General features: G+C 71.5%; 18 protein-coding genes. 9 read left to right on the top strand and 9 right to left on the bottom strand.

Annotated elements, in window-relative coordinates; translation table 11 throughout:
- Positions 1-235 precede the first annotated feature (235 nt).
- Complete coding sequence (locus AB0M27_RS41640) at positions 236-628, top strand: hypothetical protein (RefSeq protein WP_365730357.1); 393 nt, start codon at positions 236-238, stop codon at positions 626-628.
- Positions 629-654: 26 nt separating this feature from the next.
- Here the strand turns inward: AB0M27_RS41640 and AB0M27_RS41635 are convergent, their stop codons facing one another.
- Entirely contained in the window at positions 655-1,176 is a 522-nt protein-coding gene (locus tag AB0M27_RS41635) for an N-acetyltransferase family protein (RefSeq protein WP_365730355.1), read from the bottom strand.
- Here AB0M27_RS41635 and AB0M27_RS41630 point away from each other — a divergent pair.
- The 3 genes from AB0M27_RS41630 to AB0M27_RS41620 are packed head-to-tail and all read left to right on the top strand — an operon-like array spanning position 1,175 to position 3,412.
- Positions 1,175-1,765, top strand: a complete 591-nt coding sequence (locus AB0M27_RS41630) for a helix-turn-helix domain-containing protein (RefSeq protein WP_365730353.1) — start codon at positions 1,175-1,177, stop codon at positions 1,763-1,765. The genes AB0M27_RS41635 and AB0M27_RS41630 overlap by 2 nt on opposite strands.
- Complete coding sequence (locus tag AB0M27_RS41625; RefSeq protein WP_365730352.1) at positions 1,762-2,994, top strand: MFS transporter; 1,233 nt, start codon at positions 1,762-1,764, stop codon at positions 2,992-2,994. Before AB0M27_RS41630 ends, AB0M27_RS41625 begins: the two co-directional genes overlap by 4 nt.
- A 46-nt stretch (positions 2,995-3,040) precedes the next feature.
- Positions 3,041-3,412, top strand: coding sequence for a SpoIIE family protein phosphatase (locus AB0M27_RS41620; protein WP_365730350.1), 372 nt, complete (start codon positions 3,041-3,043; stop codon positions 3,410-3,412).
- Between the two features lie 55 nt (positions 3,413-3,467).
- Here the strand turns inward: AB0M27_RS41620 and AB0M27_RS41615 are convergent, their stop codons facing one another.
- Entirely contained in the window at positions 3,468-4,496 is a 1,029-nt protein-coding gene (locus AB0M27_RS41615; protein ID WP_365730348.1) for a LacI family DNA-binding transcriptional regulator, read from the bottom strand.
- A gap of 236 nt (positions 4,497-4,732) precedes the next feature.
- Entirely contained in the window at positions 4,733-5,317 is a 585-nt protein-coding gene (locus AB0M27_RS41610) for an XRE family transcriptional regulator (protein WP_365730346.1), read from the bottom strand.
- A gap of 121 nt (positions 5,318-5,438) precedes the next feature.
- Between AB0M27_RS41610 and AB0M27_RS41605 the strand changes: the two genes are divergently transcribed.
- From AB0M27_RS41605 to AB0M27_RS41595, 3 genes are read left to right on the top strand one after another with little or no spacing between them, the layout of a single operon-like run.
- The gene (locus AB0M27_RS41605; RefSeq protein ID WP_365730343.1) at positions 5,439-6,275 is read left to right on the top strand and encodes an EamA family transporter; all 837 of its coding nucleotides are present in this window, start codon (positions 5,439-5,441) and stop codon (positions 6,273-6,275) included.
- A 59-nt stretch (positions 6,276-6,334) separates the two neighbouring features.
- Positions 6,335-6,982, top strand: a complete 648-nt coding sequence (locus tag AB0M27_RS41600; RefSeq protein ID WP_365730341.1) for an FMN-binding negative transcriptional regulator — start codon at positions 6,335-6,337, stop codon at positions 6,980-6,982.
- A gap of 52 nt (positions 6,983-7,034) precedes the next feature.
- Positions 7,035-7,742, top strand: a complete 708-nt coding sequence (locus tag AB0M27_RS41595) for a phenylalanine--tRNA ligase beta subunit-related protein (RefSeq protein ID WP_365730339.1) — start codon at positions 7,035-7,037, stop codon at positions 7,740-7,742.
- Positions 7,743-7,778: 36 nt separating this feature from the next.
- Here the strand turns inward: AB0M27_RS41595 and lpdA are convergent, their stop codons facing one another.
- Entirely contained in the window at positions 7,779-9,191 is a 1,413-nt protein-coding gene (lpdA, locus tag AB0M27_RS41590) for a dihydrolipoyl dehydrogenase (RefSeq protein ID WP_365730359.1), read from the bottom strand.
- Between the two features lie 182 nt (positions 9,192-9,373).
- On the opposite strand from lpdA, the gene AB0M27_RS41585 reads away from it, so the two are divergent.
- Entirely contained in the window at positions 9,374-10,243 is an 870-nt protein-coding gene (locus AB0M27_RS41585; protein WP_365730337.1) for a helix-turn-helix domain-containing protein, read from the top strand.
- A 22-nt stretch (positions 10,244-10,265) separates the two neighbouring features.
- Here the strand turns inward: AB0M27_RS41585 and AB0M27_RS41580 are convergent, their stop codons facing one another.
- The 5 genes from AB0M27_RS41580 to AB0M27_RS41560 are packed head-to-tail and all read right to left on the bottom strand — an operon-like array spanning position 10,266 to position 16,580.
- Positions 10,266-11,456, bottom strand: coding sequence for an acetyl-CoA C-acyltransferase (locus tag AB0M27_RS41580; RefSeq protein ID WP_365730335.1), 1,191 nt, complete (start codon positions 11,454-11,456; stop codon positions 10,266-10,268).
- Complete coding sequence (locus tag AB0M27_RS41575; protein ID WP_365730333.1) at positions 11,453-12,097, bottom strand: CoA transferase subunit B; 645 nt, start codon at positions 12,095-12,097, stop codon at positions 11,453-11,455. Before AB0M27_RS41575 ends, AB0M27_RS41580 begins: the two co-directional genes overlap by 4 nt.
- Entirely contained in the window at positions 12,094-12,852 is a 759-nt protein-coding gene (locus AB0M27_RS41570; RefSeq protein WP_365730331.1) for a CoA transferase subunit A, read from the bottom strand. The genes AB0M27_RS41575 and AB0M27_RS41570 overlap by 4 nt, the downstream gene beginning before the upstream one ends.
- 12 nt (positions 12,853-12,864) lie before the next feature.
- Entirely contained in the window at positions 12,865-14,637 is a 1,773-nt protein-coding gene (locus AB0M27_RS41565) for an FAD-dependent monooxygenase (RefSeq protein ID WP_365730329.1), read from the bottom strand.
- A 14-nt stretch (positions 14,638-14,651) separates the two neighbouring features.
- A complete protein-coding gene (locus AB0M27_RS41560) occupies positions 14,652-16,580 on the bottom strand; it encodes a maleylacetate reductase and hydroxyquinol 1,2-dioxygenase domain-containing protein (RefSeq protein WP_365730328.1) in 1,929 nt (642 codons plus the stop codon).
- Positions 16,581-16,958: 378 nt separating this feature from the next.
- On the opposite strand from AB0M27_RS41560, the gene AB0M27_RS41555 reads away from it, so the two are divergent.
- Complete coding sequence (locus AB0M27_RS41555; RefSeq protein WP_365730326.1) at positions 16,959-17,636, top strand: response regulator transcription factor; 678 nt, start codon at positions 16,959-16,961, stop codon at positions 17,634-17,636.
- The last annotated feature ends 96 nt before the right edge of the window (positions 17,637-17,732 follow it).

Below are 17,732 nucleotides of genomic sequence, written 5' to 3'. Positions count from 1 at the left end.
TTCCATCTCCACGCTCACGCAGCCCCGCCCAGGTGGGAAGAACCCGCACCGGACCCTACGGTTCCCATGGGATCGCTTAGCTGATTAGAGACGCTGGACGCTGGTCTTCGGCGACTCCTCCGAGTACAGCCACCGGATCGACGAGGCAGAGGACCAGGACGAGGCTTTCAACCAGGTCGTACGGCAGCGGTGCGCCGACCTGAGCCGCCGCTTCGCGGCCGCGCAGTGGTACGGGATGAGCTGCGGTGACGGCTGGACGGCCTGGTGCATCGCCGAAGGCGGAGAAGTGGTGCGCCAGTACGACGCGTACGACGCCGAGGAGCACGGTGACCAGGAACCCGCGCACCCCGCCGAATCCGGCTTTCTCCTGCCCCACCAGGACGGATTCCCCGAGGACGCCTTCGACGGCGTGAGCATCTCGGACACCGAAGCGTTCACCGCCCGCTACCACCAGATCAAGGAGGAGCTCCGGATCCCTGACACCTGCTACGCCAACGACATCGCGGCTCGGCTGTCGGTCGATCCCGGAGCCCTGGGGGCGAACACCAGGATCGAGGGCTGTGGAGTCCTCGCTCTCACAGCGTGCGGCCGAGAGTACGGTCATCCCGCCGGAGCGTTGCCCTTGTGACGTCAGCGAGTCCGCTCTCGGCCGGCTCAGGTGAGGGGCAGTCGCATGAGTGTCAGGTCGAGCCATCGGCCGAACTTGGTACCCACCTCCGGCACGGTGCCGACATGCTGGAACCCGAACCGTTCGTGCAGCCGGATCGAGGCGGTGTTACCGGCTTCGATGCCGGCGATCATGACGTGGTGACCGGCGGCGCGTGCCGAGGCGATGAGGGCCGTCAGCAGAGCGGAGCCGATGCCGAGCCCGTGCCGGTCCTCGCGGACGTAGACCGAGTCCTCGACCGTGTAGCGGTATCCGTCCAGTGCCCGCCAGGGACCGTAGACGGCGAACCCGGCCACGTCGCCCGCCGCCTCGGCCACGAACGCCGAGCCCCGTTCCAGGTGGGTGGCGAGCCACGCGACGCTCTCGGGGGAGGACTGCGGGGTCTGTGTCCACAGGGCCGTGGAGTGCTCGATCGCGTGGTTGCGGATGGCCCGGATGGCTTCCGCGTCACCGGGCAGGGCTCGGCGGACGGTGACGGCCGTAGAGCTTCTCTCGTATATTGGATCCATGTCCAACATAGTAGATCCGCTCGTGGGGCGGATCGCTGCCCGAGTCCGCACCGAACGCGAACGGCGCCGGTGGACCCTGGCCCAGCTCGCGGACGTCTCCGGTGTGTCGCAGGCCATGATCAGCCGCATTGAGCGTGGGGAGAGCAGCCCCACCGCCGTCGTCCTGGGCAAGCTGTCCGCCGCGTTCCAGCTCAGCGTCGCCTCCCTGCTGGCCCTGGCCGAAGGGACGCCGGACGACGCGCAGGGCGTGGCAGGGGTACGCCGCCGGACGGACACGGCCGAGTGGCGGGACCCCGGCACCGGTTACCGGCGCCGACAGATCACCGGCCCGAACTTTCCCGCCGAGGTCGCCGAGATCCGCCTGCCCGCCGGCGCCCGAGTGCCGTATCCGGCCGCCGCCTTCGCCTTCGTGCGGCAGGTCGTATGGGTCCTGGACGGCCATCTGACCTTCCACGACGGCGACACGGTCCACGAACTCGACACGGGCGACACCATCGAACTCGGCGAGCCCGCCGAGCGCGTCTTCGTGAACACCACCGACTCGGTGTGCCGCTACGCGGTGATCCTCACCCGCGGCACGCAGCCATGACCCGCCCTCTTACCCGAGGCGGCACGTTCCTCCTCGCCTTCATAGCCGGTACGGCGATCGCGAACGACTACGCCGTCCAGCCCGCGCTCGCGGCCGTTGCCGCAGAACTGGGCGTCCCCCTCTCCGTGATCGCTCTCGTACCGACCGCCGCGCTCACCGGCTGCATGACCGGCTTCGCCCTTCTGCTTCCCCTCGCCGATCACCTCGCCCCCAACCGCCTGGTGGCCGTCCAGCTCACCGCCCTGGCCGCGGCGCTCACCCTCGCGGCGACGGCACCCGGCGCGGTCGTTCTCCTGGCCGCGTACCTGCTCATCGGGGCGGCGGCCAGTGTCGCGGCCCAGGCAAGCAACATCGCGGGACGCCATGCCCCGCTCGGGCGCCGCGGAACCGGCGTCGCCACGGTGTCCGCCGGTATGTCGGCAGGCATCCTGCTCAGCCGCCTGGTGGGAGGAGCACTCACCGACATGCTGGGATGGCGCCGGATGCTTCTCCTCTGCGCGGGGCTCGCCCTGCTCGGCGCGATCGCCGCGGCCGCGCTCCTGCCGCGGGAACGCCCTGCCGCAGACCGCAGTTACCGCGCCGCTCTGCTGTCACTGCATCCGTTGCCGCGCCGGTTGCCGAAGCTGCGCCGCGCGGTGGCCGTGGGCGGACTGTGGTACTTCGCCTTCAACGTCATCTGGGTCGCTCTCGCCCTGGCCTTGGCCGAGCCTCCGTACGGCCTCGGGCCGACCGCGATCGGCCTGTACAGCCTGGCCGGACTCCTGGGCTTCGGCGCACTCCCGCTCACCGGCCGGCTCGCCGACCGCTTCACCCCGGGCACGGTGATCATCGCCGGCATGCTGGCCGCGGCCACCGGAACCGCGCTGCTGGCCACCGGCTTGAACACCCCGCCGGCCACCGCCCTCGGCCTCGCCCTCTTCGACGCAGGCTGTTTCGCCGCTCAGGCCGCCAACGTCAGCAGCGTCATCGGCCTCGACCCGCTCCGCTCCGGCAGCCTCACCAGCGTCTATCTCGTGCTGTACTTCGCGGTCGGAGCCCTTGGCGCGGCGCTCGCCGCACCGTTGCTCGACGCGCTCGGCTGGCGGGGAACCGCTCTCACGGCCCTCAGCGCGTTGCTTCTCGCCGCCGTCCTCGCGCTCGTGGACGTCAAGACAGGCCTCATCCGTCGGACTCGGCAAGGCGATCCACGAGCGCAGGAACGAAAGCGGGTGAGCGGATCAAGGCCCTGATGAACTCCCGGGCCGCATAAGGTCGTTGGTGGCGAGGGTGGCGGACATGCCTCGGATGACGTCCAGGGTGTTCCGCTCTTGGAGAAGATCCATTCCACTCGGCCAACCGCCCACCGCCTGGTCCGCACCCCACGGGTCGGCCGCGTACGCGGGCCCGGGCGACGGCATGCCGATCGTCGCCCGGGGGCGTAGCGTCCCCATTGGGCTCATGCTCGCCTGCTACACCGACGGCCTCATCGAAATGCCAGGTGCCGACCTCGACGACTCCATCGCCGCCCTCTCCCGCCATCTCGCTCGGGCGGACGACAGGGACCTGGACGCACTCATCGACACCCTGGTCGGGGCAACGGGCACCCAGCGACAGCGCACCGACGACATCGCCCTGCTCATGCTGCACTACCTGGGGCACGAGCAGTGATGTCCGTTCGGCGCGTCGATGGTGCCGGTCCCGGCCGTGCATCGGCCGAGGTGCCTCAGGTCGACTCCCGCACCACCAGTTGGCACGGCACCGTGTGCACCCCGGGCGTCGCGTCCGCGTCGATCGCCTCCAGCAGACGCAGCGCCGCGATCCGCCCGATCTCGGCGAGGTTCATGTCGATCGTGGTGAGCGGCGGGCGGCTCGCCAGAGCCATGGTGTCCCAGTTGTCGTAGCCGACGACGGCGATGTCGCCGGGGACGTTCACACCGCGTTCGCGCAGGGTGTCGGCCACGCCCCGGGCGATCTGGTCGTTGCCGCAGAAGAACGCGTCCGTGTCCGGGGCCGTGCGCAGCACCGCGTCGGCGGCGCGGCGACCCCAGGACTCGCTCCACTCGCCGAAGTGGACGCGGCCCGTCGACAGGCCGAGCTCGGCGGCCTCCAGGTGCTCCACCGCGTGGCGGGCGCGGTCGCGGGCGGCGGCGTGGTGCTCAGGGCCGGTGACGTGGGCGATGCGGGTACGGCCGGTGGCCAGGAGGTGCTCCATCGCCAACCGGGCTCCACCCCGGTCGTCGGAGACCACGGACGTGTCCACGGGGTCGGTGGAGGGGGACAGTGCGTAGACCACCGGGGTCGACTCCAGGCCCGTGACACCGGTCAACGGTGGGCGCGCGTCCGTGCGGCGGCCGGTGACGATGATGCCGTCCACCCGGCGGTCCAGCAGGTTGCGCAGATGGTGCTGTTCCCGGATCGCGTCGCCACGGGTGTCGCACAGCAGCACGGAGATCTTCCCGGCGCCGAGCGCGTCCTCGGCACCGAGCAGCACGGGCGTGCTGAACCGGCCGATACCGTCGGTCGTCACCAGGCCGACCGTCCAGCTGCGGCCGGTGTGCAGGCTCTGCGCCTGCTGGTTGGGGCGGAAGCCGAGCGCCGCCACCGCGTCCAGGACCCGCTGCCGGGTCTCCGGACGCATCCGGCCACCACCGCTGAGCGCCTTGGACGCCGTGCCCACACTGACGCCCGCCAGCGCGGCGACGTCGGCGAGCCGGGGCCGGCCGGCGGGAGGAGAGCCAGGATCAAGGGTCACGGGCAAACCTTTTCTTGGGTGATGTCGTCAGCCGTCATCCTGACAGCCGGCGGCGCCCAGTGCCAGCAGCAGGCAACAGGAAAAAGTCCTGCCGCGCCTACGGAACACGCCACGCCGCCGCCCATCACCCCAGGATGAGAAAACGGTTGCCCGCTTCTGCACCGCACCGTGCGCCGGCGCCGTACGCGGCGAACCCGTCGGACGCATCGTCATCAGGATGTCCGCCGCGGGCGTACTCACATGGTGGTGGCGGGGCCTGGTGGCAGGTGGACCGTCATGATCAGGTGGCAGGGCCCGGTGCCCGCGCCGCGATAGGTGTGCGGGGTGTCGCCGTCGAACGTGGCGGTCTGGCCGGCTTCGACGGTGTGCTCCACGCCGTCGACGATCAGGGCCATGCAGCCTGAGGTGACGCTGACGGTTTCCACGACGCCGGCCTGGTGGGGGTGGCTGGGATACTCCTCGCCCGGTTCCAGGCGCCAGCGCCAGACCTCGACCGGTGCGGGGCCGGAGGTCGTCAGCATGAGGCGTGCCTCACCGCCGCGTTCTCCGGTCCACAGGGGTGCGACGGCGTCGCTGGACACGACGCGGACACGGCCTTCGGGCGGCCCCTGCATCAGCGCGGACACCGAGATGCCGAGGGTGTCGGCCAGTCGGACCAGGGTGGCCAGATTGGGGTTGCCCTGTGCCTTCTCCAGTCCCACGAGGGCACCCTTGCTGACCTGGGCGCGGCGGCTGAGCTCGTCCAGGGACAGCCCGGCGCGGATGCGGGCCGCCCGGACGTTGTGCGCGACCGACCGCAGGGCGGCGGCTGTCTCGGCCACCTGATCACCATCCTTACCTAAGGCCTTGAGTACTGGAATGTACTGCACGGTCGTTCTGTTGACATGGAATGGTCGGTTCGTTGTACCGTCTGGTCGTTTCATTGAGTGCAAGGGATGTGCTGTGATCGCTCTGCTGCTGGCCCTGGGCAGCTCACTCGCGTACGGGTGCGCCGACTTCCTCGGCGGCCTCGGCGCCCGGAAGGCCCATGTGCTGCGGACCGTGATGGTCGCGGCCCCGGCCAGTCTCGCGGTCGAGCTGCTGCTGTGGCCGGTGCTCGGTGCCTCGTTCAGCTCCGGCACCCTCGCCTGGGGGGCCGCGTCCGGGGTCGCCTCGGCCGCCGCGTTCGCCCTGCTCTACCGCACCCTGGCGATCGGCCCGATGAACGTCCTGTCGCCGGTGACCGCGCTGGTCTCCGCCGCGCTGCCGGTCACCGTCGGGCTGCTGCAGGGCGAACACCTGACCGCCGCCGGGCTGGTGGGCCTGCCGCTCGCGCTGCTCGCGGTGGTGCTGGTCAGCGCCGGACACGGCGCGGGCGCGACCCGCCCCTCCCGTACGGCGCTCCTGCTGGCCTTCGGCGCGGGAGCCGCCATCGCCCTCCAGCTGGTGTTCCTGCACCAGGCGCCGACCGACAGCGGCGTGGCCCCGCTGATCACCGGCCGGGCCGTCTCCTCGGCGGTCACCCTGGCCGCGGCCGGGCTGCTGCGCCGCAGGCTGGGTCCGGAACGCCCGGCGTACGCGATGTCGGCGGCCGCCGGCGTGCTGGACTCGGTGGCCAACCTGCTGTTCCTGCTCGCCGCCCGCAGCGGGGACCTGACCGTCGTCGCCGTGATCACCGCCCTCTACCCGGCCGGCACGGTCCTGCTCGCCCGAGGCGTGCTCGCCGAACGCATCCATCGCGGCCAGCTCGTCGGCCTCGGCACCGCCGCCGTGGCCGTCAGCCTCCTGGCCCTGACCTGAGCCCCGACTTGAGCGACCGCGCAGCCCCGCCGCGGTCGCGGCCACGCAAGGAGATCCACATGTTCATCCAACCCTGGGACGCCGGCCTCGACGAGGCCGAATGGCAGAGCTGGATCGCCGAAGGGCACGACTTCGGCCAGCTGAGCGTCAACGGCTTGCCCGGTCACCCGCCCGTCGTCGTCCCCACCCACTTCACCGGCGACGGTACACACCTCCTGATCCACCTCGCCCGGCCCAACCCGGTCTGGCGGACGATCGAGCACGACCCGAACGTCACCTTCACCGTCATCGGCGACTACGCCTTCATCCCCGGCCCCTGGCGCGCCAAGTCCGACACCCCGCCCACCGACGGCGTGCCCACCAGCTACTACGCGGCCGTCCAGTTCTCCTGCCGCGCCCACATCGTCGACGACCCCGAGGCGAAGGCCGATCTGCTGCGCCGTCAGCTGGCCCACTTCCAGCCCGACGGCGACCACGCCCCCGTCGGCGCGGACCAGCCGCCGTACGGCCGGATGCTGTCCGGCATCCGCGGCCTGCGGCTGGAAGTCGCCGATGTACGGGCCAAGTTCAAGTACGACGACCACAAACCGGTCGAGCACCGCGCCGCCGTCGCCGACCGCCTCACCGAGCGCGGCGCGGGCCTGGACGTACCGACCGCGCGCCAGCAGCTCCGCCGCCTGGACCGCATGGGCCCCTGGCAGCCCTGACCTCCACTACCCCACGCACGCACGCTTGCCCGCAGGAAACGGAAACCCGCCCATGCCCGCCTTCCGTATCGCCCCCGCCGTCGCAGAAGCCTTCCCCGGCACCCTCATCGCCCTGGTCGTCGCCACCGGCCTGCGCGGCCACGAGCCCTGGCCCCATACCGCCGCCGCTGTCGAGGACCTGGAGCAGCGACTGGCCGACGGCGCCTGGCAGCCCGCCGACGACACCGACCCCCGCATCGAGGCCTGGCACAGCGCCTACCGCTCCTTCGGCACCAACCCCCGCCGCATCCGCCCCAGCGTCGACGCACTCGGCCGCCGCCTTGCCAAGAAGGGCAGCCTGCCGCGCATCAACCCGGCCGTCGACTCCTACAACTCCGTCTCCGTGCGGCACGGTCTGCCCGCCGGCGCCTTTGATGTGGCCCACGTCACCGGCGACGTGGACATCCGATACGCGGACGGCACGGAGTCCTTCACCCCGCTCGGCGAACCCGGCACCGTCGAGAATCCCAAGCCGGGCGAGGTCGTCTACGCCGACACCGCCGGCGTCCTCACTCGCCACTGGAACCACCGTGACGCCCACCGCACCCGCGTCACCGAGGACTCCGCACACGTCGCGTTCGTCCTCGAAACCCTCCGCGCGGACCGCGACGGCGACCTCCTCAAGGTCGCGGCCGACGAGTTGCAGGGTCTGCTCGCCCCGCACGCCGACCGGACCGCCGTGCACTACCTGAGCCCGACCCAGCCCCGGGCCACAGCCTGAGACCCCGGCGAGAAAGGGGCGGAGTACCGGCGTCCGTCACAGGTTGATCATGTGCCCGGCCAGGCCGTGGACCGCCTCCTGGATCGCCTCGCCGAGCGTCGGGTGGGCATGGACGTTGCGGGCGATCTCATGGACGGTGAGGTCCCATTGCTGGGCCAGGGTCAGCTCGGGCAGCAGCTCGGTGACGTCCGGGCCGATGAGGTGCCCACCGACCAGCTCGCCGTACTTCGCGTCGCTGATCAACTTCACGAAGCCGGTGGCGTCGCCGAGGCCGTGCGCCTTGGCGTTCGCGGTGAACGGGAACTTCGCCACCTTGACGTCGTAGCCCAGCTCGCGTGCCTGTTCCTCGGTGTAGCCGAAGCTGGCGATCTGCGGCTGGCAGAAGGTGGCCCGCGGGATCATCGGGTAGTCCAGCTCCATGGTCTCCGCGTCCGCGAGCGTCTCGGCGGCGATCACACCCATGGCCTCGGCCGCGTGCGCGAGCATCAGCTTCGCGGTGACGTCGCCGATGGCGTAGAAGTGCGGCACGTTCGTACGGCAGCGGCCGTCGACGTTGATCGCGCCGCGCTCGGAGACCTGCACGCCGGTGTCCTCCAAGCCGTAGCCGGTCACGTTCGGGGCGAAGCCGAGCGCCTGGAGGACCTTGTCGGCCTCCAGGACCTGCGGCGAGCCGTCCCTGCCGGTGACCGTGACGCGGACCCGCGGGCCGGATTCGTCGATGGAGTCGACGCGGGTGGAGGTGAGCGCGTCGATGCCCAGCCTGCGGTACTGCTTGGCGAGCTCGGCGGAGACCTCGGCGTCCTCCAGCGGAGCGAGACGGTCCAGGAACTCGACGATCGTGACCTTCACGCCGTAGCTGTGCAGGATGTAGGCGAACTCGACGCCGATGGCGCCGGCGCCCGCGATGATGATCGACTGCGGCAGGTCCTCGGCGAGGATCTGTTCCTCGAAGGTGACCACGCGGGAGGTGCGCCGGGTGCCGGGCAGCAGCTTGGGAGTGGCGCCGGTGGCGATGATGCAGTGGTCGAATCCGATGGTGCGCGTGTCGCCGCCGGACCCGGACACCTGGAGGGTGTGCGGGTCGAGGAACGTGCCGTGACCGTCGATCTCGGTGATCTTGTTCTTCTTCATCAGGTAGTGCACGCCCTTGACCCGGCCGTCGGCGACCTTGCGACTGCGGCGGAACGCCTCGCCGTAGTCGAAGGACACCTGTCCGTCGACGCGGATGCCGAAGGTCTTCGCCTCGCGGGTGACGATGTGCGCCAGCTCGGCGTTGCGCAACAGGGCCTTGGTCGGGATGCAGCCCACGTTCAGACAGATGCCGCCCCAGTACTTCCGCTCGACGACGGCGACGCGTTTGCCCAGCTGGGCGGCGCGGATCGCGGCTACATAGCCACCAGGGCCGGCACCGAGTACCACCACGTCGAAGCGGTCGTCCTGCTCGTCCACCATCGATGCCTCCTGCAGTGGGACGCGTTCGGACTCCGGCCAGAGTTCCCCGTTCGACGCCGGTGGCAAACAGGAGGGTCCTCCCGGCGGTCGTGGACTTCACTCGCGCGATCGGGACGCTTCTCGATGACCAGCCCCTGGTTTACCCTTCAACCATATGGGTGCCGTGAGGAGGTCGCACCATGACGGAACTCGGCCTGGCCGACACGGTCGGTATCCTGCGACGGCCCGGTGTCCGGACACGACACAGCAGCTCAGGGCTTGGATGGGACCGGCTGTATCTCTCCGCGCAGCTGGAGCAGCCCTACCGCGCGGCCTTCGATCCGGCCCCCACCCACCTGCTGATCCTGCACCTCAGCGGCCCCGTCACGGTACGGCGGGGGCAGGGTGCGGACCGGCGGTCACGGGCGATCCCGGCCGGTGGACTCTTCCTGCAGCCGGCCGGCCGGAGTCTCGCCGTCGAGCTCGGCGGCCGGCTGGACACGATCCACGCCTACCTCTCGGACGACGCCCTGCGCGACGCGAACGGCGGGCGGCCCGTGGAACTGACCGAAGAGCTCGGGTCCAGCGACCCACTCGCCGAACAGCTCATGCTCGCGCTGGAGAACGCGATCCGCTCATGGGAGCCGTCGGCCCGCACGTACACCGACCAGCTGACCGGGATGCTCGCCGCGCAGCTCGTACGCCGCCACGGTGTCCGCGCGGCCGCGCCCCCGCCCGACCGGTCCGGGCTGTCCGACCGGCAGCTCGCCGCCGTCCGCGACCTCATGGACCAGCGCCTCGCCGAACCCCTGCCGATCGCGGACCTCGCCGCCTCGGCCTCGCTGAGCCCGAGCCAGTTCACCCGGAGGTTCCGCGCGAGCACCGGCCAGTCGCCCCACCAGTTCCTGCTCAAGCTGCGCCTGGAGGCCGCGTGCCGGCTGCTGCGCAGCACCTCCACGCCGATCGCGGAGGTGGCCGCCGCCTGCGGGTTCTCCCACCAGGAGCACCTCACCCGGGTGATGCGCGCCCGGCTGGGCACCACCCCGGCCGCGCTGCGCCGGTCCGGCTGAGGCGGCCCCTTGCGGCCTCCCCTCAGCGCTCCAGCACCAGGGCCAGCGCCTGGCCCACCCCGATGCACAGCGCCGCCAGGCCCGTGCCGGTGCCCGCCTCGGCCAGCTGGTGCGCTACCGCTCCGGTGATGCGGGCGCCCGACGCGCCCAGCGGGTGGCCGATGGCGATGGCGCCGCCGCGCGGGTTGACCACCTCGGGGTCGAGTTCCGGCAGTGCGGCCAGGCAGGCCAGGGCCTGGGCCGCGTAGGCCTCGTTCAGCTCGACCGTGTGCAGATCACCGGGGGCGACCGACGCCTTGGCGAGCACCTTGCGGATGGCGTCGACCGGTCCGAGACCGAAGTACTGCGGTTCGATGCCCGTCACCGCCGCCGCCCGGACCCGGGCCAGCGGCTCGCGCCCGATCGCCGCGAGCCCGTCCTCGTCGGCGAGCAGCAGCGCGGCCGCCCCGTCGTTGAGAGGCGAGGCGTTGCCCGCCGTGATCGTGCCGTCCGCGACGAAGGCCGGCCTGAGCCGGGCGAGTGCCTCCAGGGAGGTGTTGTCCCGGATGCCCTCGTCGCGGGGCAGGTCCACCCCCTCGACGGGGACGACCTCTCCCGCGTACCGGCCCTCGCGCCAGGCGCGGGCGGCGTTGCGGTGGCTGGCCAGGGCGAACGCGTCCTGTGCGTCCCGGGTGACGGCGTACTTGGCGCCGACGAGTTCCGCGCTCTCGCCGAGCGGGATCGTCCACTCCGCCGGCATCCGCGGGTTCACCATCCGCCAGCCGAGCGTGGTCGAGTACAGCTGCTGGTCCTTCGCCGGGAAGGCCCGCTCCGGCTTCGGCAGCACCCAGGGCGCCCGGCTCATCGACTCCACACCGCCCGCCACCGCGATCGACGCGTCGCCGAGCGCGATGGCGCGGGCCGCCTGGACGACGGCCTCCATTCCGGATCCGCACAGCCGGTTGACCGTGGCGCCGGGCACGCTGACCGGCAGCCCGGCGAGCAGGACGGCCATGCGGGCCACATCGCGGTTCTCCTCGCCCGCGCCGTTGGCGTTGCCCAGCAGCACGTCGTCGATGCGCGCCGGGTCCAGACCGGGGCTGCGGTCGACCAGGGCGCGCAGCACACCGGCGGCCAGGTCGTCCGGGCGCACGCCCGCCAGGGCACCGCCGTAGCGGCCGAACGGGGTACGGACGGCGTCGACGACGTACACGTCACGCGGTCGCTCGATCATCGGTTGCTCCCAACAGGACTGACGAGGAATGGCGTAAGGGCGGCGATCTGATCCGCCGTCACCCCCGGTGCGGTTTCGACGAGTTCGAGCCCGTCGGGTGTGACGTCCAGGACACACAGGTCGGTGATGATCCGGTCCACGCAGGCACGGCCCGTCAGCGGCAGCGCGCACTCCTGGACGATCTTGGAGGTGCCGTCCTTCGTCAGGTGCTCCATGAGCACGACGACCCGGCCGGCGCCGTGCACGAGGTCCATCGCACCGCCCATCCCTTTGATCATCTTTCCGGGCACCGCCCAGTTGGCGAGGTCGCCGCGGACCGAGACCTGCAGCGCGCCCAGGATGGCGGTGTCGATGTGGCCGCCGCGGATCATGCCGAAGGAGAGCGAGGAGTCGAAGAAGGACGCCCCCGGCCGTACGGTCACCGTCTCCTTGCCCGCGTTGATGAGGTCGGCGTCGACCTCGTCGCGCGACGGGTACGGCCCGACGCCGAGCAGCCCGTTCTCCGAGTGCAGGACGACGTCGACGCCCGGTGGCAGGAAGTCGGCCACACGCGTGGGCAGTCCGATGCCCAGGTTCACGTAGTCCCCGTCCCGCAGCTCACTCGCGGCGCGCGCCGCCATCTCGTCCCTGCTCCAGCTCATCGCTCGCGCACCGTCCTCTTCTCGATTCCCTTGTCGGCCGCCTGCTCGGGGGTCAGCGCCACGACACGCTGCACGAACACCCCCGGCAGATGGATCTCGTCGGGTCCGAGTACGCCGGGCTCGACCAGCTCCTCCACCTCGGCGACGGTGATGCGCCCGGCCATGGCGGCGAGCGGGTTGAAGTTGCGGGCCGCGCGCCGGAAGACGAGGTTGCCGTGGCGGTCCCCGCGCGCCGCTCTGACCAGCGCGTAGTCCGTGGTGATGGCGTGCTCCAGGATGTGGTCCACGCCGTCGAAGGTCCGCGCCTCCTTGGGCGGCGAGGCCACGGCGACCGAACCGTCCGGGGCGTAGCGCCACGGCAGTCCGCCCTCGGCGACCTGGGTGCCGACGCCGGCCGGGGTGTAGAAGGCCGGGATGCCCGCGCCGCCCGCCCGCAGCCGCTCGGCGAGTGTGCCCTGCGGCGTCAGTTCGACCTCCAGCTCGCCCGCGAGGTACTGGCGGGCGAACTCCTTGTTCTCGCCGATGTACGAGCCCGTGACCCGGGCGATACGGCCGGCGGCCAGCAGGATGCCGAGGCCACGGCCGTCGACGCCGCAGTTGTTCGACACGACCGTCAGACCGCTCGCCCCGCTCTCGTACAGGGCGCCGATGAGCACCTCGGGGACGCCGCTCAGCCCGAAGCCGCCGACGGCGAACGACCGTCCGTCCGTCACGTCCGCCAGGGCCTCCGCGGCCGTGGCCATCACCTTGTCCATGCTGTTTCGCTCCTACCGGGCCAGCACCCGGCGCAGTGCGCCGAGCAGTTCGTCCTGGGCCGACTGCGCGCTCTCGGGGGCGGTGGTGCGGCGCCAGGCGACGTAGCCGTCCGGGCGCACCAGCAGCACGCCGTCCTCGGCGATCTCGCCGACGCGGCTCCATTCGCCGTAGGCGTCACGGGAGTTGTCGTCCCCGACGCGTACCACCCGCAGCGGAAGGCCGAGGTCCGCCCGGCACGCGGTCGCGGCCGTCTCCCAGACACCGCCCGACAGGCCGGTCAGCACGGTGAAACTGCCACCGCCGACGACGTCCAGCGTGGACAGCCGCTCGCCGTGGCCGTCGACGAGCCACGCGTGCGGCAGTTTCGCGCCGGGCCGGGTGGTCGGGCGGGCCAGCAACTCCCGGTCACGCTCCCAGACCTCGGCGGGACCCTCGCCGGGGAGCACGGCTGCGGAGACATAGCGCTGGTTCATCTCGACGCCGTGCGCGTTGAACTCGTAGTTCTTCAGCTGGATCGCCTCTTCGAGCAGGCGCCGCTTCTTGGCGCCCTCGGGCGTCGCCGCGCCGATGGCCGCGAGCCCCTCGGCGATGGCCGCGTGGTCGCCGCCACCACCGATGCCGAGAACGTCGAAGATCGGGCCGAACTGGTCCCGGCTGAGGTTGGCCCGCTCGACGATCTGCCGCCCGACGGGAGCCCGTTCGGCGGAGTAGCTGTCGAGCAGCTCGGGACCGGCCTCGCCGCGGATCACCATCGCGAGCTTCCAGGCGAGGTTGTACGAGTCCTGTATGGAGGTGTTGGAGCCGAGCCCGTTGGACGGCGGATGACGGTGCACCGCGTCGCCCGCACAGAAGACCCTCCCGGACGCGTACTCCGTGGCGTAGGCGTGGTTGACGGTCCACAGCGAGGTGGAGGTGATCTCCACCGGCAGGTCGGGGTCACCGACCAGGTCGCGCACGATCCGCCGCGCCGACTCCTCGTCCACCTCCGGCGGCGGCTGCTCGATGTCGTACCCCCACACCAGCAGCCACTCGTTCCACGGACGGACCATACGGACCAGGCCCATGCCGATCCCGCCGGTCTCCGCCCCGGGCTGCAGCACCCAGTACAGGACGCTCGGCCGGTGGGCGCAGTACCGGGTCAGGTCGGCCTTGAAGACGATGTTCATGCTGCCGGCCTTGGCCATACGGCCGTCGAAGGGCAGGCCCAGCTGCTCGGCGACCGCGCTCCGCCCGCCGTCCGCGCCGATCAGGTAGCGGGCCCGCACGGTGAACTCGTCGCCGCGGACCCGGTCGCGCAGCAGCGCGGTGACGCCGTCCTCGTCCTGGGTGAAGCTGAGGAACTCGGTGTCGAAGCGCACCTTGGCACCGCGGGCCGCCGCATTGTTCACCAGGATCGGCTCCAGATAGGTCTGCGGGAGGTCGATCATCTGGCAGGGGCTGGTCGAGGCGTACTCGGTGGCCGACGCGGGTCCCGTGCCCCAGCTGCGGATGCGGCCGATCTCCTGCCCGGTGAGCGCGGTGCACAGCACCGTGTCGCCCATGAGGTGGGACGGGCTGCCGGCGGCCAGTGCCTGGGACTCCACCCCGAGGTCGCGCAGGACCTCCATGGTGCGTTGGTTGGTGATGTGCGCCCGCGGCGTGTTGGCCAGCCAGCCGTACTTCGTCACCAGCAGGGTGCGGATGCCGTAGGTGGCCAGCAGCAGCGCGGCCGAGCCGCCGGCGGGGCCGCTGCCGACCACGAGGACGTCGGTGTCGTACGTCTCGGGCGCATCGGTGATGGTCATGGGGCGCTCCTCGGTCATCCGGCCAGGGGGGCGAGACGGAAGGTGTATTCGAGCCGGCGCCACTCGCCGTCGACCGCGCGGCCGTCGGGGGTGGGGCCGGACTGCGGCGCGAAGTCGACGATGAGTTCGTCCTTGACGCCGAAGACGGTGTCGCTGTCCATGTAGGCGCCGCCTGACACGAACAGCTGCGTGATGAGCCGGCGGTGGCCCGGCGCGTCGAACATGAAGTGCAGGTGGGGCGCGCGGTAGGGGTGGCGCCCGATCGCGTCGAGCATCTGCCCGACCGGCCCGTCCCCCGGGATCGGGTACTCCTTGGGCAGGATGGACCAGAACACGATCCGCCCCTCGGCGTCGGTGCGCAGCCGGCCGCGCAGCACCGGCCCTTCCAGCTCCGGGAGCTGGACGTCGTAGAAGCCGTCCGCGTTGGACTGCCACACGTCCACGACCGCGCCCTTGATGGGCTCACCATCGGTGTCCGTGACCCGCGCATCCACCCAGAGCGGCACGCCGGGCAGTCCTCCGGAGATGTCCCCGCCGTTGGCGGTCTCGGGCGGGCCCTCCACGTAGAAGGGACCGAGCACCGCAGACGGAGTGGTGGTGGGCGTACGGGAGTTGGTGAGCAGATCCACGGCGCTGGAGACGCCGAGGGTGTCCGACAGCAGCACGAACTCCTGGCGGGTCGGGCTGCAGATCTGGCCGGTGCGGGTGAGGAAGTCGATGGCGTACTGCCACTCGTCCTCAGTGACGTCGTTGGTGGCGACGAAGGTGTGCAGATGCCGGACCAGGTCGCTCAGCAAGGTGCGGACGCGCGGGTCGGAAGCCTGCGCGAAGCTCGCCACGACCCGTTCGGTGAGACGGGCCAGCCGGGCCTCCGTGGAGGTGGGACCCTCGGGGCGGCGTCCGTGCCAGGCGCCAGCCAGCAGCTCCGCGATGCCCTCGGTGGTCAGCTCACGCGGGTTCGGGTACGGAGTGGAGGTGGCCAGCTCCGCCGCGCGGGGGAGGCCGGACTCCGGCATGCCGAGGTCGCGCAGCGAGGTGGGGCCGCCCAGGGAGGCGACCAGGTCGTACACGCCGCTCGGGGCGTCGGGCACGCCCAGGGCGTCGGCGATGCGGCGCATCACGTCGGGCACCGCGGGCGCGTTGTAGGCCATGGCGTGCGGCAGGACGACGGTGTGCGTCTCGGCGTGCGGCAGATCGAAGCTGCCGCCGAGGGTGTGGCACAGTTTGTGGTGCAGGCCCATGCCCACGGTGGCGAGGCAGGTCCCGGCGAGCCAGGCCGCGTGCAGCAGATCGGCGCGGGCCTCCACGTCGGCCGGGTCTGTGGCGAGGCGGGGCAGCGCCCGGGCGATGCGGGAGATCGCGTCGAGGGCCTGCTGGTCGGTGACCGGGTTCGCGTCGGCGGAGTACAGGGCCTCGACGGCGTGGGCGAGCGCGTTGACGCCACTCGTGACCGTCAGGGACAGCGGCAGGGTGAGGGTGAAGTCGACGTCGTAGATGACGGTCTCGGGCAGGATGTCCGGAGACGACTGGGTGACCTTGCGTCCGTCCCGCGTCTCACCGAGGACGGGGGTCACCTCGGAGCCGGCGTACGTGGTCGGCAGGATCACCTGCGGCAGTCCCGTGCGCAGAGCCAGCGCCTTCGACAGGCCGGTCGTGGAACCGCCTCCCACGGCGACGATGCCGTCCACGGAGGCCTCCCTGAGCACGTCGAGCGCCTGCTCGGTCACCTCCACCGGGGTGTGCATGGCCGCGCCGTCGAACTCCGCTGCCAGAAGACCACCGAGTGCCTGGCGGACCCGCGCGGAGGCCACCGCGAGGGGCCCGCTGGACAGCAGCAGCACCCGGGAGCAGCCGAGCCGCTCGACCTCCTCGCCGAGCCGGCCGACCGTGCCGGCACCGAAGACCACCCGCGCCGGGTGGGATGTGTAGACGAACGTCCGCATGGAACTCTGCCTCCGCGTGTCATCCGGTCCCGTCGGTCCTTGACCCACCGAGTATGCGAATGACATCCGCGTTAACTCCTGCACGATCCGTGCGCTCCACTGCACGAAACACGCGTGCGCGTCAGGAAGCGGCCTCGGACTGCCGCGATCGGCAGCGGTGGCCCAGGGCTGTCCGGCGCTGGAGCCGAGCCGGGCTGTGCGGCCTTTGCCGCCTGGCCAGGCCGGAACGGCGCGGTCCCGGGCCTGCGGGAGACGGTGCGGAAAAGAGGGCCGAACGGCCCTGGCCCTGCGCCCCGGCGCGCGGGAAGGATCGCGGCGGCGACGCCGATCCCAGCCACGAGCAGGCATCGGCACGGAACGCGGAACGAGGAGCAATCGATGGCGGACGGCGCGCAGGGCAGCCCGATCCGGGTCTTCCTGCTGGACGACCACGAGGTGGTACGGCGCGGTGTGCGCGACCTGCTGGACGACGAGCCGGACATCAGTGTGATCGGCGAGGCCGGCACGGTGGAGCAGGCACTGGTGCGCGTTCCAGCGCTGCGCCCGCAGGTGGCGGTGCTCGACGTCCGCCTGCCCGACGGCGACGGCGTGACGGTGTGCCGGGAGCTGCGTTCCCGCATGCCCGAGCTGGCCTGCCTGATGCTGACCTCCTTCGACGACGAGGAGGCCCTGCTGGACTCCATCATGGCGGGCGCCTCCGGGTACGTCCTCAAGCAGATCCAGGGCTCCGACCTGGTATCGGCCGTCCGCACCGTGGCCGCCGGCCAGTCGCTGCTCGACGCGAGCGCCACCACCAAGCTGATGGCCCGGCTGCGCGGCGGCCAGCAGCAGGAGCCGGACGGTCTGCCGGGCCTGACCGACCGGGAGCGGGAGATCCTCGCCCTGATCGGCGAAGGACTCACCAACCGGCAGATCGGCCAACGTCTCTACTTGGCCGAGAAGACGGTGAAGAACCACATCTCCCGCCTCCTGGCAAAGCTCGGCGTGGAACGCCGCATCCAGGCCGCTGTCATCGCCACTCAGTTCGAGGACCGGCGGAAGCAGCACGGGCACTGAACTTGGTGTTTAACCTCGGCCGTTCACCTGACCCGCTGATCTTGGTTCGTTCTCGGGACAGCAGGACGGCCGTTCTTCACGCTTCGAGGTGTCGAG

Origin of the sequence: Streptomyces sp. NPDC052107, assembly GCF_040680215.1 — a bacterium.
Lineage (GTDB): Bacteria > Actinomycetota > Actinomycetes > Streptomycetales > Streptomycetaceae > Streptomyces.
The sequence above is the reverse complement of the archived record's forward strand: the minus strand, read 5'-3'. Positions and strand labels throughout refer to the sequence as shown.